Source organism: Advenella sp. FME57, from assembly GCF_014897675.1.
Lineage (GTDB): Bacteria > Pseudomonadota > Gammaproteobacteria > Burkholderiales > Burkholderiaceae_B > Advenella.
The window spans coordinates 566,295-582,897 of the sequence record NZ_JABUXU010000001.1; the positions used below are offsets into that span (position 1 = coordinate 566,295).

The window sequence follows — 16,603 nt, forward strand, 5'->3', positions numbered from 1 at the left end:
GTTAATTTTCTGACTGGCTCTGCTGCACGTCGACATCCGACGGCAGACAGTCCCACATAAAGCGCCCCGACCTCGCGCGGGATCCGCGCGAGTCAGTCGTCTATTCGTACGTTTCACCAGTTATTCGTGGTGAGTGCAACGGCGTTCGTTGCTCTCGTTTAACGGAGAAACTGCTCTATGAAACGCATGTTATTCAACGCAACGCATCAAGAAGAATTACGCGTTGCGATTGTCGATGGCCAGAAGCTGATCGACATCGATATCGAAACCGCCGGCCGTGAACAACGCAAGGGAAGCATCTACAAAGGGGTCATTACACGTATTGAACCCGGCCTGGAAGCCTGCTTTGTCAACTATGGTCACGATCGCCACGGGTTTCTTCCTTTCAAGGAAGTGGTCCGCAGCTACTTCAAGGAAGGCGTGGATGTGCGCAGTGCACGCATCCAGGACGCCCTGCACGAAGGCCAGGAACTCATTATTCAGGTAGAAAAGGAAGAGCGCGGCAATAAGGGCGCTGCCCTGACTACGTTCATTTCCCTGGCAGGCCGCTATCTGGTCCTGATGCCCAACAACCCGCGTGGTGGTGGCGTATCGCGTCGCATCGAAGGCGAAGATCGCCAGGAACTGCGCGATGCCATGGAGCAACTTGACTTGCCTTCGGGCATGAGCATCATAGCCCGTACCGCCGGTATTGGCCGCAGCGTTCCCGAACTGCAGTGGGACTTGAAATACCTGCTGCAACTTTGGACAGCCATTGATGCCGCCGCCAAAGACTACCCTGCTCCTGTCCTCATTTACCAGGAATCAAGCCTGGTTATTCGCGCCATCCGCGATTATTTCTCGCCGGACATCAGTGAAATCCTGATTGACACCGAGGCCATTACGCAACAGGCAACGGCATTCATGCAGGACGTCATGCCTGACAACGTCAATCGCGTCAAACGCTATCAGGATGATATTCCCCTGTTTTCGCGATTCCAGATCGAACACCAGATCGAAACCGCATATTCACGTACCGTCCAGTTGCCTTCCGGCGGCTCTGTGGTTATTGACCACACAGAAGCCCTGGTCGCTATTGACGTGAACTCGGCCCGCTCTACCCGTGGTGCCGATATTGAAGAAACCGCCATGCGCACCAATCTGGAAGCAGCCGAAGAAGTGGCTCGCCAGCTGCGCCTGCGCGACCTGGGTGGTCTGATCGTGATCGACTTCATCGACATGGAAGACAACAAAAACCAGCGTGCCGTCGAACAGAAACTGCGCGATGCCCTGCATGTGGATCGCGCCCGGGTCCAGATGGGAAAAATCTCCCGTTTCGGCCTGATGGAACTATCGCGTCAGCGCCTGCGTCCGGCCCTGAACGAAGGCTCCCATATTACCTGCCCACGCTGTAACGGCACAGGCGTCATCCGTGACGTCGAATCCAGCGCCCTGAATGTGCTGCGCCTGTTGCAGGAAGAGGCCATGAAGGAAAATACCGCTGCCCTGCACGCACAGGTGCCTGTGGAAGTGGCAACGTTCCTGATGAACGAAAAACGGGCCGATATCGTCAAACTCGAATCTCGCCTGAAAGTCAATCTGGTACTGATTCCGAACAAGCATTTCGAGACGCCGCACCATCATATCGAACGCATCCGCTACGATGATTCCCGTCTGGATGATCCCAAGGCCAGCATTGACCTGATCGAAGCGCCGGAAACCACGGTCACATGGGAATCAACCAAGGACAAATCCGAACACAACGAGCGCCCCGAGGCTCTGGTTAAAGGGATTTCTCCTGACCAGCCTGCGCCTAGCGCAATCAAACCACAAGTCGTTGCGCAGCCTCAGGTGAGCGCAGCAGCGGCGCCAAGCATCGGCGGCATGTTCCAGAAAATCCTGTCGTGGCTGGCCGGTCCAAAAACGGCCGCACCTGCAGAACCGCAAAAAGACGCATCTACCACCGAAAAACCGGGTGGGCGCAATGCACGCGGTGGCTCACGCACCGCTGCCAGCGGCGAACGGGGCGAGCGCGGTGGACGCAATCGTCGTGGTGATAAACGCACATCGGCCAAATCCGAGGAAGGAGGCGAAAACCGCCGCAATCCACGTGGACGCCAGCGCAAGCAGGACGATAGCGACACTCAGGATACCGCTGCCGACGGCAAGGCGCCAGCCAGCGCCAATGTCCAGGCGAACGCAAGTACGGAAGACAGCGGTGGCCGCAGTCGTAACCGCCGTGGACGAGGCCGCAACCGCCGCAACACAGGCGATGAGACCGAAGTCACAACAGCAGTAGCAACAGAAAATACCGAGCAGGCACAGACGCCGGAGACCGCGCAGACCGAAGCAGCACCGGCACCACGCCGTAGCCGTCAGGCCAGCGCAGAAGCTGCTACCCGTCCGACGCCACTCGAACAGGATCTGATTGATGACGATTCCGAAGAGGAAAACGATCGTGCAACGGAAGGCGAAGATACCCAGACCGGTGATACTGAACCGCGTCGTCGTCGTCGTCGCAGCCGTCGTGGCCGTCGTCAGAATGATTCGGTAGAGACGGCAGAAACCGAAAAAACGTCTTTCGTGCCCAACGAAGTTATGCTCGCCACAGGCGCGGGTGCCACTGCCGCTGCTGATGCCGTCACAACAGCACAAGCTGACGCCGCAGAAAGCAAGGCTGTCACAACACCGGCAGAAAACAATGCGGCTTCTGGCGATACCGCATCGTCGGCGCAAAGCGATCAGTCGACTACCGTGTCGGATACCACTGCGACCAAAACCGCAGCAACCGCTGCACCAGCCGCTGATCATCCGGTGGCTGCCCTGGCCGAACCGGCGGCTGCATCCGAGCCCGTTGCGCGATCAACCCCCGTTGACGCAGTGACACCGGCCGCACCCGCTGAGCCAGTGGAACCAGCCGTAGCTGCTGCGACTGACACTGCCGCGACAGCAGCCGCCAGCATTGCTGCGACCGAGACACCTGTCCAAGTCGCGGAAAATGCCGGGACACAGGCTCAGGCCCCTGCCGAACAGTCAGACCAACAGGCGGAGCCAAAACCTGCGGAAACGACTAAAGAACCGGTGGCGGCTGCAGCTGCTGTATCGGCTCCGACGCCAGTTCCAGCACCGGCTGCCATTTCTGCTCCCGCCGTTGAGACCAACAAGGAAGCGCTTAAAGAAATCGTTTCTGGCGTCGGTATGGAATGGGTAGAGACCCGCTCCGGACTCACGGAAGACGCGATGATGGCCCCTCCTCCAAAACCTGCCGGACGGCCTCGCAAGGCGCGTAGCAAGGCTCAGGCGGAACCATTGGAAATCGTGGAAACCCGCGACGAGTAAACCACTGCCGGCCTGTCTCCAATACTGGAAACAGGCCGTACAATGGAAAAAGCCCCTTGTCTGTAGCGCTGTGTTAAAACACGGTGCAATGACAAGGGGCTTTTTATTTGTCTGCTGCGATAAACGTGAACACCGCGTCCCTATCGCAACGCGTGGTTTTGTTGCTGCGTAGCTTTATTGCAGCGTGATGTTCCCCGCCTTGATAATCTTGGCCCAGTCTTCGCGTTCCTTGTCGGAATAGGATTTGAATTCGGATGAGGTCATGGGCATGATCTCTACGCCCAGCGCCTGCACTTTTTTGCTCACCGTCTCACTTTCCAGCGTGGCTTTCAGATCCGAATCCAGCTTTTTCACGACCTCGTCGGGCATGCCCGCCGGACCGACCAGGCCCTGCCAGGCATAAGCAACAAAATCGCCCACCCCTTCCTGGGCCATAGTAGGCACATCAGGCAGCAAAGCCAGACGCTCTGGCACGGTCACGGCCAGCACCCGGGCTTTGCCCGCCTTGATATTGGGCAGTGACGAACCCAAATCACCAAACATAAGATCAACCTGGCCACCGATCAGATCCTGCAGCGCCGGCGCCGCGCCCTTATAGGGCACATGCACGATATCGGTTTTGGTCAACTGCTTGAAGCGCTCAAGCGCCAGATGGTGAGGAGAACCGGCGCCGGCAGAACTGGCCGTCAGTTTGCCCGGCTCTTTTTTGGCCGCTTCAATCAATGCACTCACTGTTTTGAACGGAGAATTGGCAGGCACCGCCAGAACCAATGGGAACCGGGCCAGCCCGCCGATATAGGTAAATTTCGCCGGGTCATACGTCAGGCTTTTGTATAGCGACGGATTGAATGCCAATGTGCCTGAATCGGCCGTGCCAACGGTGTAACCATCCGGCTTGGCGCGGGAAATTGCAGACGCGCCAATGGCGGTGCCTCCGCCAGGCTTGTTTTCGATGACAATGGTTTGCCCTAACGTTTTTTCCAGAGACGCAGCCACTGTTCGGGCAATCACGTCTGTGCCTCCCCCTGCCGGATACGGCACGACCCAGGTTACAGGACCTTCCGGCCATGCAGCATGGGCAGCCATCCCGGCCAGACTCAGGGTAGCCATGGACAGCCACTGTTTGATCTTCATTTCGTATCTCCACTGATAGGTTTTTATACTGACGCGCCGATGCGCGCGCCGGCTTTGCCAAAGGCCAAGTGTAACTGTAAAGCAAGTGCCCGATACAGCATAAATCATGCCACTGTGTTCAATTTATGCATAGTGGCAATTTCCATTAGTCGGTGAACGCCGCCTCATCAATCAGCCTGCAGATCAAATCCTGCTGCCCGATTTGCTCACTCATCAGCAGCGCAAGTCGGGTCAGCATCGGGGTGCGGCCCGACTCGGGGATTGAATCCAGGGTTTCGGCCAAATGGTCATATACCTGCTCCAGTGCAGGGGTCTGAATACTCATCTTAATTCTCCTTATGGCCAGCACTACCCGGCAATTGTCCGACATATTGGCTAAGACAACCCCAGGCGTACTGCTGCCAGCGCGCGCTCACGTGATGGTCCGGCCTGATTACATACACTTCCCCGCCTTTTACCGCATAGCGCTGCCGCAACACATCGGCCGCGACCTGGTAGGCAACATGATCAGTGCGCGGCTCAACCGCAGCTTCTCCTGATCCGAGCACATGCAGGGTCACAGGCCTGCCGATGGCACGCAAGGCACTCACTTCCTGCCTCAATGGTTCGGACGCCGCCTGCGGCCCTTCCCCACCAACCATATAGACAACCTGAAAACCTTCGCCAAAATGATCGTACAGATGGCTGCCATCGGCCAGCTTCAAGTTCGGAAATACACTACCATTTTCAATCGCGGCTGGCATGATCGCATTATCGTCCTGCACACTGTTCAGGGGTGATTCCCGGTAGGCGTGGGCTCGCGAGGTACGCCAGTGAAAAAGCGGCCGTACAAAATCATGTTTAAGCGACAAGGCAAGCGTGGCATCGCGCAACAACCGAAAACCCTCCGTTGGCGGTGCCATGAAACGGGTGCTTTTGCCCGCCTCTGCGATGATTTCACGCGCAGCGTTTACCCGGTCAGTGCTGTAGGTTTGCAGCAACGCAGTGTCAGCCTGGCCATTGACGACCGCCGCCAGTTTCCAGCCTAGATCCATCGCATCCTGAAACCCGGTATTGGCGCCTCTTACGCCAAAAATAGGAAGCAAATGAGCCGCATCCCCCACAAACATGACCCGTTTATGCACATAGTCGGGCAAGGTGAGCGCACGCGCCGAATAGACCGAAGCCCAGTCCATTTCCCAGCATTTATCCTGGTAGCCCATCATCTGCAGTTGCGCATTGACCGCTGCCGCCAGATTCTCGGGTTTGAGCGCTTCTTCGCTGCTGACGTCGGCCCCCAGCTGATAATCAAAACGCCAGATATTGTCCGGCTCTTTATGCATCAAAATCGTATTGCCAGGATTCCAGTTGGGCGAAAAGAACGCCAGCCGCTCCGTAGGCAGATCCAGATCAATGCGGATATCTACAATAACAAACCGGCCTTCATAGCTGTCGCCTTCCAGGGCAAGCCCAAGTTGCTGGCGCACCGTGGAGCGGGCGCCGTCGGCGGCGACCAGCCAGTGAGTGCGGCAGGTATATTCGCCTTCAGGCGTATCAATGACCAGGGCAACGCCCGATTCGTCCTGGGCAAAAGAGGTGAGCCGATTACCCCAGCACAAGCGGATCAGCGGCTGCGCCTGCGCAGCTTGAACCAAATAGGTTTCCAGCCAGTTCTGCTGCAGATTATTCAGCGGCGCGAAACTGTCGTTATCATCGACCGGCGTTTCCATGCGAAATACCCGTTCACCTTTATAGTACGAGTTGCCACTGGTCCAGGGCAGCGCCTTGGTCAAGATGCGCGTTGCGACGCCGGCAAAATCCAGGATTTCCATTGAACGTTTGGTAAAAACAATGGCCCGGCTACCCTCGGTCACCTGGCATTCCGATATCAGCACGTTCGAGCGGATGCCGTGGCGCGCCAGAATAAGCGCGGTAACCAGCCCGATAGGGCCGCCGCCTACAATAGTTACCGGCGCTGTTGCGTCTTGCCCTGCGCCGGGGTGGTATGGGGCATAGACGGTATAAGGGTGATACAGAGAGGCGCGCGGTTGCCGCAAGGGCTGGTGCATAAGAAGTCTCCTGACGCTGTTATCCTGAAGTGCCGCAAGCCCTGAGGCACTATTTTTTGGCAGTTTAATTGAAAAATCAACTAAATTCAAGCAACTGGATATGGGTATTTACCCGTGATACAGCGGCAGCGCACGCAGGTTAAACGCGGCGCTCGCATGCCCGTTAATCAGTCAGATTCTGGTGGATTTTGCTAAACAGCCCGAACAACGTCTGTTTTTCGCGAGGAGTGAGGGATTTGAGCGCCACTTCGTTGCGCTGGACAATCAGGTCTACGATATCGGTGTAAACCAGCTGCCCAGTCGGGGTCAAAAACAGTTCAAATGCTCTTGCGTCCCGACTGTCGCTGCGTTTTTCTATGATGCCTTTTTCAACCAGCGACACGACTGCCCTGCTTGCCTGGCTCTTATCCAGGTTGGCCAGCCGGGCCAGCTGAATCACTGACAAGGTCCCGTAATAGCCCAGAACGGCGATCGTGCGCCCTTCCCCGGCATTCAGAGCGATGCGCTGAATATCTGAGTAGTCGACACGCCGATCGATCAGTTTGGATAACTGATGCAGCTGGTAGGTCAGCGTTTTTTCGAGTCGAAAAGCGTCAGAATCCATCGGCGCCTCCTGCCTCAGACAGACACTGCTTCACTGGATTGGCGTGTGAGCAGGGCCATCAGTCGCGCCAGTTCCGTACGCAGTTCGCGTCTGTCAATCACCATGTCCACCGCGCCTTTTTCAAGCAGGAATTCGGCACGCTGAAACCCTTCAGGCAACTGTTCGCGAACGGTCTGCTCGATCACGCGCGGACCGGCAAAACCGATAAGCGCCTTAGGCTCGGCAATGACGACATCGCCCATGAACGCGAAGCTTGCAGAAACGCCGCCCATTGTCGGGTCGGTCAGCACACTGACAAACGGCAGTCCTTCCTGGGACAGGCGGGTCAGCATGGCATTGGTTTTTGCCATTTGCATCAGCGAGAACAGGCTTTCCTGCATGCGGGCACCGCCAGAGGCAGCCACACAGATAAACGGTGTCTTGTTCTGGATAGCCGCGCGAACGCCCCGCACGAAGCGCTCGCCCACGACCGAGCCCATGGACCCACCCATAAAATCGAATTCAAAGCAGGCAAGCACAACGGGAACGGTACAGATGCTGCCGCTCATGACAACCAGCGCATCAGATTCGCCTGATTTTTGCGTGGCTTCGGCCAGCCTTTCGGGATACTTGCGGCTATCCTTGAACTTGAGGGGGTCAGTAGAGCGAATGCCTTCGCCGATTTCTACACGACCGTCTGTGTCCAGCAGCGCGTCAATCCGCGCACGCGCGTTCAATCGCATATGGTGGCTGCATTTTGGACATACATGGACCGTCTCGACCAGGTCGTCGTTATACAGCACCGACTCGCAGGACGGGCATTTGACCCACAGGCCCTCGGGCACACGTCGCCCCTGCTGCTCTGTCTTTTTGTTGATGCGCGGTGGAAGAATCTTGTCTAGCCAACTCATTGTCAATCCTTATTTCTGAATGCTTATTTTCTGTTCTGATCCAGCGCCTGCCGGATCTCGCGCAGCCAGTCCCCGGCAGCGGTTACTGCCACGTCGGACGGGTTGGCCGATGGATGTTGGGCGATCGCTTGTGTCATGGTTTCGATCAGGCGACTGCCGATAACGACTGCGTCGGCGGCTTCGGCAACCTGCACAGCACTGGCTGCATCGCGAATGCCGAAACCGACACCAACCGGAATGGATACATGTTTTTTGATGCTTGCGACTCGTTCGCGCACCTGGCTGATATCAATGGCCGATGACCCGGTAGTGCCTTTGAGGGACACGTAGTAAAGATACCCTTCGGCCCGTTTTGCCACTGCCTGGATCCGCGCCTCCGTAGAGGTGGGCGACAGTAGAAAAATAGGCGAAATCCCCTGGGCGCGAAGATCGCCGGCAAAATCATCATATTCTTCTGGCGGACAGTCTACAATCAATATCCCGTCCACGCCCGATTTGCCTGCCTGGGCTGCAAACTGTTGCTGACCCATGGCTTCAATCGGATTGGCATAGCCCATTAAGACGACTGGCGTGCTTTGGTCCATCTTGCGAAACACGGCGACCATGTCCAGCACATCGCGCAAGCCCACGCCCCGAGCAATGGCGCGTGCTGTGGCCTGCTGAATCACGGGGCCATCGGCCATGGGATCGGAAAAAGGCACGCCCAGCTCGATAATATCGGCCCCGGCCCTGACCAACCCGTGCATGAGCGGAACTGTTGCCGCCGGATTCGGGTCACCTGCCGCGATGTAAGGAATCAGGGCAGTACGCCGTCCCAGCCTTGCAAATGTTTTATTGATCCGTTGCTGGCTCATTACCGCTCCTTACAACGCAATGCCGGTATATTCGGCAACGGTATGCATATCCTTGTCGCCGCGGCCCGACAGGCACACCAGCAAAATGGAGTCGCGTGACAGGGTGGGAGCCAACGTCGCTGCGTAGGCCAGCGCATGCGCCGACTCCAGGGCCGGCATGATGCCTTCCAGACGGCAGCATTGGCCAAACGCGTCCAGGGCAGCATTGTCGCCTACGGCCACATAGGTGGCGCGTTTACTGTCGTGCAGCCAGGCGTGTTCAGGCCCGACACCGGGGTAATCAAGCCCGGCCGATACAGAATGGGTTTCCTGAATCTGCCCGTCGCGATTCTGCAGTACGTAAGTGCGATTGCCATGCAGGACGCCCACCCGGCCGCCGTTGATGGAGGCCGCGTGACGGGGCGTATCCAGTCCCTGGCCGGCGGCTTCAACGCCGATCAGCTTGACCTTGGCATGCGACAGATACGGATAGAAAATGCCCATTGCATTGGAGCCGCCACCAACACAGGCGATGACCGCATCCGGCTGGCGACCGGCACAGGCCGGCATCTGCTCTATGCACTCCTGGCCAATGATTTGCTGGAAGTCTCGCACCATCACCGGATAGGGATGAGGACCAGCAACAGTGCCGATAATGTAATAGGTGTCGTCAATGCGGGCGACCCAGTCACGCATGGCTTCGTTCAGGGCATCTTTGAGGGTACGCGATCCGGATTCTACCGGCACCACCGTCGCCCCCAGCAGCTTCATGCGGTACACGTTTGAAGCCTGCCGCCGCACGTCTTCGGCGCCCATATAGATTACGCATTCCATCCCATAGCGCGCAGCCACCGTCGCCGTCGCGACGCCATGCTGGCCCGCGCCGGTTTCCGCAATAATGCGCCTTTTGCCCATTTTGCGTGCCAGCAGGATTTGCCCAATACAATTGTTGATCTTGTGCGCACCGGTATGGTTCAGGTCTTCGCGCTTGAACCAGATTTGCGCCCCGCCCAGCTGCTCAGACCAGCGGCGGGCGTGATAGACCGGGCTGGGACGCCCGACAAAATGCGCCAGTTCGTACCGATACTCAGCGACAAAATCAGGGTCTTCCTTGTACTTTTCATAGGCGTCATTCAGTTCCGAAACAGCGTGCATCAGCGTTTCGGCGACAAAAACGCCACCGTAACGGCCGAAATGGCCCCTGTTGTCGGGAAAGGAATAAGCAGTCAAATTGGCTCCTGGCGTCGGGTTCAGACGAGCAGTAAAGGGCTATTTTACATGTTTTAACAACGTGCAGCGCTGATAATTCCGGGGATATCCAATATGGCGTTCATGGCCTTTCGCAGCTGTTCGCCGTCCCGCACCTCAACGGTGAAATGCAGATGGGCAATCGAGGCCTTGCTCTGCGTGTTGACACCCACCACATTCAGTTTCATGCGAGAAAACAATTCAGTCAGATCCTTGAGCAGGCCGCTACGATCCTGCGAATGGATGGCTATATTGACCGGATAGACCGTATCTTCGGTATCTCCCCAGGCAACCTCGATAACACGCTCGGGGCTTTTGTTTTTCATGACCGCAAACGAGGGGCAATCGCTGCGGTGAATGGACACGCCCCGCCCCCGCGTGACAAAGCCGCTGATCGGGTCCGGAGGCGCCGGATGACAGCACCGGGCCAGTTGCGTAAGCAGTGAATCGACGCCGACCACCAGCACACCGCTTTTGCCAGTCTTGACCGCGCTTTGCGCCCCCGACTCGCGCGCCACGATGGTATCGTACGCAGCGCCGGGGTCAGGATCAGGTTCCTGAAAGGCCGTCGCGATCTGTCGCAGACTGAATTCATCCTTGGCAACAGCGACATACAGATCATCGCTGTTGGCAAAGCCCAGGCGCTCAGCCAGCTGCTCCAGATTGACCGCTGTTTTGCCCAGCCGGGCCAACTCCTTTTCCACCAGATCCTGACCGGTCGTTATCCGCTTTTGCAGTTCGATGGCGTTGAACCACAATCGCACCTTGGCACGGGCACGCGGGCTGGCCAGATATCCCAGCTGGGTATTGACCCAGTCACGCGACGGTCCGCCTGACTTGGCGGCGATGATTTCCACCGTCTGCCCGTTGAGCAGCTTGGTATTGAGCGCCACCATCTGCCCGTCTACCCGCGCGCCCCGGCAGCGATGCCCCAGGTCTGTATGAAGATGATAGGCAAAATCTACCGGCGTGGCGCCTTCAGGCAATTCGATAACGCGCGCCTGCGGCGTAAGCACATAAATGCGTTCAGCCGCTTTTGTATTGTGGCGTTCCTGCCGGGACTGCCCTACTTTGGGCTCCGGTGCGGCCGGCACCGCTGCATCGACCGGTGCCTTTGCGGCTGCGGTCGATGCCTGGAGAGAACTATCCGGTGGATCGTTGACCGGCAGGCCGACTTCCTTGCGCCATGCCAGCAACTGGCGCATCCAGGACACCTGGCGGTCGTACATGGACACGGCAGCGATCTGGCCGCCCTTGGGACCCGCCTCTTTGTAACGCCAGTGCGCCGCCATCCCGTACTCGGCAAAATCGTGCATCTTGCGGGTGCGAATCTGAGCTTCGAAAGTATGCCCATCAGTGGTTTGGAGCACCGTATGCAAAGACCGGTAACCATTGGGCTTGGGACGCGCGATGTAGTCATCAAACTCGTTCATGACCGGCGTCCAGCGGGCTTGCAGCAGCGACAGCGTGGCATAGCAGTCCCGCTCATTGGCAACAATGATGCGGATGGCCAGCAGGTCATACAGCTGGTCAAACGTCAGACGCTTGTTGCGCATTTTGTTATAGATACTGTAGATATGCTTGGCGCGCCCCGACACGTCGGCCTCGATACCCATATCGGCCAGCGATCCGGCGATGTCGTCGGTCAGGCACTGGATGCGCGCTTCGCGTTCGATGCGCTTGCCCTCGAGTTTGCGAGCAATATCCTTATAGATATCGGGCGACAGGAACCGGAAAGACAAGTCTTCCATTTCCCACTTGATTTGCCAGATACCCAGTCGGTTGGCCAGGGACGCATAGACGTCCCGCGTTTCTTCGGCCAGTTCGATCGGGCACGGATTTTTGGTTTCAGCGTACCAGCGCAGCGTTTGCAGGCGCGACGCCAGGCGAATCAACACAATCCTAAGGTCGCTGGCCATCGCCAGCAGCATCTTGCGCAGCATTTCCCGCTGGCCGGACGATTCGTTGTGCCCTTGCGATGAGGCGTTGCGCGCGATCGCCCCGATCCGTAACAGCGCCCGCGAGCCGTTGATCAAACTGAAGGTTTCCAGTCCGAAAAGCTTGATAAGCTCATTTTTCTGATCCCGCGCAGAATCGTCCTCCAGATCAATGGGGATGGCCAGCACCAATGCCGCAACCAGCGTAGCGGCATCCAGTTGCAACTGGCAGAGGATTTGCAACATGCCCTTGGCGTGATGGATGGACGGCTCGCCGGTTGCGATGGATGCATCCTGCAAAATCGGGTCGCACCAGGCGACGGCCTGCTCCACCATTTTGCGGCCAGCATCGTCCAGACCGGCACATACGGCATTCATCCATGCGTTGTCCTGGAAGGAATCCGGTATGAACTCGGGTTCTGTTGTTTTCATAAGCGGGAGCAGGTGGATATATTGGAAATGTCAATAAAAGTGGCAACAGCCTGCGTTCCCTGATTGTCAATCCATCATGGCAACACCAGGCGGACAGAAACGATCGGGCCAGCAACGGCATGTTTGTACAAATAGGTATTTTAACGCCGCTGGCCAAAAAAGAGCAGGCTTGCGTGATTTGTTTATCCGGTAGACAATTTGACGAGTACAGTAAATAGCCGGCGGCAACCGCAAATTCCTTGTAGCACAACCAGATGCGCTGCAAGATCAGACCAGCGCCCTGCCCCTGGCTCGCAGACTGCCTGCGCAGATTGGCGCGCATTGCTGTCTCGTCCCACCAACCGTTTATCGACAGGAGACGCGTTGCCGGCTTGTAGCACCCATAAGGACTGGCGTCACTTTATTGCCGCCGGACCTGCCGGCATTTTATTCTATGTCAAATGATATTACCGGCAACTCGCTGCTGATCGTGTGGCACTCCAGAACCGGTGCCGCCGAAGCCGCGGCAAGGCAGGCTTACAAGGCGGCGCAGGCGATCCGCAACGAGCTTGGCGAGCCCCACCGCAACGTCTACCTCAAGCGTGCCTGCGACGTGACGCCCCAAGATATGCTTGAAGCGGGCGCATACCTGTTTTGCGCACCGGAAAATCTGGCTTCGCTCAGCGGCCAGATGAAGGAGTGCCTCGACCGCTTGTATTATCCGGTGCTGCACCGTATAGAAGGCCGCATTTTCGGTGTGATCATTACCGCCGGCAGCGATGGTGAAGGCGCGCTGCGCCAGTTGCGGCGCATTTGCAGCGGCTGGCGGCTCAATGAACAGGTGCCCGGTATTATCCTGAATATGCGCAGCGATACCGAAGAGTCCATTCTGGCGCCCAAAACGCTCTCCGAGACACAACAGCAGCAGGCTGGGGAAATCGGTGCAACCCTGTTCGCGCTGCTGTAAGCCTCTGTTGCGCCGCCTTGCGGTCTATCAATCGGGAACTGGCCTGCCGACACAACCTGCTTTTCATCGGGCGTAGCCACCCGCAAAGGAGGAATCCGGATGTCATCGTCGTCGTCACGCATGGCGTCGGGCCAGCGCCGCAGCGTGCGGGTGCCCGCCAGTGCAACAACGATGTCAAGGTGAGTGTTATGGACGGCGCAGGGAATGTAGGTAACATAGGCAGGTAACATAGCGCGCCCGCCGCTGTTGTCGACGGGCGCCAGCGCGTGACTGGCCGGCGTCGTTACTTGCGCATTATCGGATAAATTGCGGGCTTACAGCGCCGCCGTTGCGACGATTTCCACTTTATAGTCCGGGTTGGCCAGACGGGCTTCGATGGTGGCGCGTGGCGGGGCATTTTCTTTTGAAACCCACTCGTCCCAGGCCTTGTTCATTTGATCGAATTCCTTCATGTTGGCCACGAAGATCTGCACCATCAGCAAACGCTCCTTGCTGGTACCCGCTTCCTTGAGCAGGGAATCGATGGTGGTCAGCACTTGCTTGGTCTGGCCTTCCATATCGAGCGTGGCATCGTCGGGCACCTGGCCGGCAAGATAGGCTACGCCGTTGAATACGGCCATATCGGAAAGGCGGCTGCCTACGTTGGTGCGCTTGATCTCACTCATGATTGACTCCTGTTTGATCGTTGTCGAAAGCGTGCATTATCACACAGCCAACACGATTGCGGCGCAAACAGAATGTCGTTTTTTCAATCACGCAGGCGGCAGGTCAAAGACGTGACGCAGGTAAGTCAGATAGGCCGGATCATCGCACATGGTTTTTTCCGGTTCGTCCGAAACCTTGGCGACCGGCTGCCCATTACAACGCACCATTTTCATGACGATCTGCAACGGCTTGACACCCAAATCGTTCGTCAGATTGGTGCCAATCCCGAAGGACACTTTGCAGCGTCCGCTAAAGCGCCGATGGATATCCATGGCCACCGGAAAACTCAAGCCGTCGGAAAACACCAATGTCTTGGTGGACGGATCAACCCGGTTATTGCGGTAGTGGGCCAGCAACCGCTCGCCCCATTCGAACGGATCGCCCGAATCATGCCGGGCGCCATCGAACAGCTTGCAGAAATACATATCGAAATCACGCAGGAATGCGTTGGTTCCGTACACATCGGACAGCGCAATCCCCAAGTCGCCCCGATACTCCATAGCCCATTTTTCCAAGGCAAAGACCTGGGAGTCACGCAAGCGCGGTCCCAATGCCTGGCAGGCCTGCAAATACTCGTGGCCCATGGTTCCCAAAGGCGTGACACCATATTGCTTGGCCATCAACACGTTGCTGCTGCCCGCAAAGTTGACGCCCATCTGTTTTTGTAGTGTCTGCACCACTTCGTGGTGCCACTCGCCGGAAAAACGGCGGCGGGTGCCGTATTCGGCCACCTTGAAGTGAGCCATATCGGCCGAGCTGGTGATCAGCTGGATTTTCTCTTCAAGGCGCCGTCGCCCCTCTTCGTAGTGCAGGCCCGGCGCCTTGTTGCGAAAATACACTTCGTTGACAATAGCCAGTACGGGTATTTCGAACAGGATGGTGTGCAGCCAGGAGCCCTTGACCTCAATCGAGATTTCGCCCGGTTCCTGGCCTGGGGTAACGGAAATGCATTTCTCGGGCAGATGAAACAGCCCCAGAAACTCGACAAAATCCCCTTTGATAAAGCGCAGATTACGCAGATAGTCCAGCTCGTCTTCGGAAAACTTGAGTTGGCACAACTCGTGGATTTCGCTGCGGATTTCTTCGATATACGGCTGCAGGTCAATGCCTTTGGAGCGGCATTTGAACCGGTATTCGACCTGTGCCCCCGGAAAGTGATGCAGTACCACCTGCATCATGCTGAACTTATACAGGTCTGTATCGAGTAGGGATTGGATGATCATGGTAACGTCATAGATGTTTTCATAACCATATCACAGCTATAGGGTTTTGAGCATATTCCCCTAAAGATTAGGTAAAATCCTAGTTTGACAAATAAATATTTAATCTGGAGTGGTAATGACTCACGTCGTGACCGAAAACTGCATCAAATGTAAATACACCGACTGCGTCGATGTCTGCCCGGTTGATTGCTTCAAGGAAGGCCCCAATTTTCTGATTATCGATCCGGACGAATGCATCGACTGCGCCGTCTGTATACCCGAATGCCCTGCGAATGCCATTTTCGCTGAAGAAGATGTACCCCAGGACCAAATGAAGTTTATCGCCATCAACGCCGAGCTCAGTGCTGATTACCCAACCATCAGCCGGTCTGTCAAGCCTTTGCCTGACGCCGACGAATGGAACGGTAAAGAAAATAAACTGCAACACCTCGAACGTTGAGAGAAGGCACGCCCCGCCGTATGACACAGGAAAAATACACAAGCCAGATCGTCACTGCCCGAACAGAATGGATCCCCGGAAAACTTTTCTCAATTGTTACGACCAAAGATCCTGCATTCGCGTTTGTTCCCGGCCAGTTCGCCCGGCTCGGCCTGCCGGACAATCCGCAGATCGATGCCAAACCCGACATCTGGCGTGCCTATTCCATGGTCACCCCGCCGCACGCCCATGAATTGGCGTTCTATTCAATTGTGGTCCCGGATGGCCAGTTCAGCCCGCGCCTTCATGATCTGCAGGTAGGCGATGCCGTGTACATCGACAAAACCGCATTTGGCTTCATGACCATTGAGCGATTTCCCCAGGGGGGACAGTTGTGGATGCTGGCTACCGGCACCGGCCTGTCTGCGTACCTGCCCATGCTGGACGATCCGCAGACCTGGCAGCAGTTTGAACGCATCATCCTCGTGCATGGCGTCAGGCAAGCCAATGAACTGACCTACCAGGACGATATTGCGCGCTTTGCCCGGACCCATGCGGCCAATGATCAACAGTTCGTGTACCTGCCTGTAGCCTCGCGCGAGCCCTTGCCGGGCATGCCGCAAGCGCGCATTACCACACTGATCGAATCGGGTGAACTGGAACAATTGGCTGGCGCCAACCTGGATCCGACGGTGGCCCGTGTCATGCTCTGCGGTAACCCGGCCATGGTTAAGGACGCCCGCAAAATCCTTGGCGACCGTGGCTTTGCCCCCGGACGACGCGGCGTTGCCGGCTCTTTGGCCGTGGAAAACTACTGGTAAGGATTGTGGCCATGTTTGCCAGCCTTGTGGTCGGCAAGGCGGGTAA

14 protein-coding genes are annotated in these 16,603 nt (G+C 57.0%); 4 read left to right on the forward strand and 10 right to left on the reverse strand.

Features of this window, described 5'->3' with window-relative positions; all coding sequences use genetic code 11:
* The first annotated feature begins 177 nt into the window (after nucleotides 1–177).
* Nucleotides 178–3,318, forward strand: a complete 3,141-nt coding sequence (locus INT32_RS02570; RefSeq protein ID WP_193087141.1) for an Rne/Rng family ribonuclease — start codon at nucleotides 178–180, stop codon at nucleotides 3,316–3,318.
* Between the two features lie 174 nt (nucleotides 3,319–3,492).
* On the opposite strand, the gene INT32_RS02575 is transcribed toward INT32_RS02570, so the two are convergent.
* The 8 genes from INT32_RS02575 to INT32_RS02610 form a co-directional block, all read right to left on the reverse strand.
* Nucleotides 3,493–4,452: a tripartite tricarboxylate transporter substrate binding protein gene (locus INT32_RS02575; RefSeq protein WP_193087142.1), complete on the reverse strand. Its 960-nt coding sequence runs from the start codon at nucleotides 4,450–4,452 to the stop codon at nucleotides 3,493–3,495.
* Between the two features lie 145 nt (nucleotides 4,453–4,597).
* Complete coding sequence (locus INT32_RS02580) at nucleotides 4,598–4,777, reverse strand: hypothetical protein (RefSeq protein ID WP_193087143.1); 180 nt, start codon at nucleotides 4,775–4,777, stop codon at nucleotides 4,598–4,600.
* A gap of 1 nt (nucleotide 4,778) precedes the next feature.
* Nucleotides 4,779–6,500 carry an FAD-dependent monooxygenase gene (locus tag INT32_RS02585; protein ID WP_193087144.1) on the reverse strand — a complete coding sequence of 574 codons (1,722 nt, stop codon included), beginning with the start codon at nucleotides 6,498–6,500 and terminating at the stop codon, nucleotides 4,779–4,781.
* 163 nt (nucleotides 6,501–6,663) lie between these two features.
* Complete coding sequence (locus tag INT32_RS02590) at nucleotides 6,664–7,104, reverse strand: MarR family winged helix-turn-helix transcriptional regulator (RefSeq protein WP_193087145.1); 441 nt, start codon at nucleotides 7,102–7,104, stop codon at nucleotides 6,664–6,666.
* A gap of 14 nt (nucleotides 7,105–7,118) precedes the next feature.
* Nucleotides 7,119–7,994: an acetyl-CoA carboxylase, carboxyltransferase subunit beta gene (gene accD, locus INT32_RS02595; RefSeq protein WP_193087146.1), complete on the reverse strand. Its 876-nt coding sequence runs from the start codon at nucleotides 7,992–7,994 to the stop codon at nucleotides 7,119–7,121.
* A 23-nt stretch (nucleotides 7,995–8,017) separates the two neighbouring features.
* A complete protein-coding gene (trpA, locus tag INT32_RS02600; protein ID WP_193087147.1) occupies nucleotides 8,018–8,848 on the reverse strand; it encodes a tryptophan synthase subunit alpha in 831 nt (276 codons plus the stop codon).
* Nucleotides 8,849–8,857: 9 nt separating this feature from the next.
* Nucleotides 8,858–10,057 (reverse strand): tryptophan synthase subunit beta, encoded by a 1,200-nt coding sequence (gene trpB / locus INT32_RS02605; protein ID WP_193087148.1) that lies wholly within the window; start codon nucleotides 10,055–10,057, stop codon nucleotides 8,858–8,860.
* Nucleotides 10,058–10,110: 53 nt separating this feature from the next.
* Nucleotides 10,111–12,444 carry a bifunctional (p)ppGpp synthetase/guanosine-3',5'-bis(diphosphate) 3'-pyrophosphohydrolase gene (locus INT32_RS02610; RefSeq protein WP_226816384.1) on the reverse strand — a complete coding sequence of 778 codons (2,334 nt, stop codon included), beginning with the start codon at nucleotides 12,442–12,444 and terminating at the stop codon, nucleotides 10,111–10,113.
* A gap of 433 nt (nucleotides 12,445–12,877) precedes the next feature.
* On the opposite strand from INT32_RS02610, the gene INT32_RS02615 reads away from it, so the two are divergent.
* Nucleotides 12,878–13,390, forward strand: a complete 513-nt coding sequence (locus INT32_RS02615) for a flavodoxin family protein (protein WP_193087149.1) — start codon at nucleotides 12,878–12,880, stop codon at nucleotides 13,388–13,390.
* A gap of 314 nt (nucleotides 13,391–13,704) precedes the next feature.
* Here the strand turns inward: INT32_RS02615 and INT32_RS02620 are convergent, their stop codons facing one another.
* Both INT32_RS02620 and pncB read right to left on the reverse strand, forming a co-directional pair.
* On the reverse strand, nucleotides 13,705–14,055 hold the full coding sequence (locus INT32_RS02620) for a RidA family protein (protein ID WP_128394499.1): 351 nt from the start codon (nucleotides 14,053–14,055) through the stop codon (nucleotides 13,705–13,707).
* Nucleotides 14,056–14,142: 87 nt separating this feature from the next.
* Complete coding sequence (pncB, locus tag INT32_RS02625; RefSeq protein ID WP_193087150.1) at nucleotides 14,143–15,318, reverse strand: nicotinate phosphoribosyltransferase; 1,176 nt, start codon at nucleotides 15,316–15,318, stop codon at nucleotides 14,143–14,145.
* A 115-nt stretch (nucleotides 15,319–15,433) separates the two neighbouring features.
* Between pncB and fdxA the strand changes: the two genes are divergently transcribed.
* Together fdxA and INT32_RS02635 are read left to right on the forward strand one after the other, a co-directional pair.
* Nucleotides 15,434–15,757: a ferredoxin FdxA gene (gene fdxA, locus INT32_RS02630; RefSeq protein ID WP_193087151.1), complete on the forward strand. Its 324-nt coding sequence runs from the start codon at nucleotides 15,434–15,436 to the stop codon at nucleotides 15,755–15,757.
* A gap of 20 nt (nucleotides 15,758–15,777) precedes the next feature.
* A complete protein-coding gene (locus INT32_RS02635; protein ID WP_193087152.1) occupies nucleotides 15,778–16,557 on the forward strand; it encodes a ferredoxin--NADP reductase in 780 nt (259 codons plus the stop codon).
* The last annotated feature ends 46 nt before the right edge of the window (nucleotides 16,558–16,603 follow it).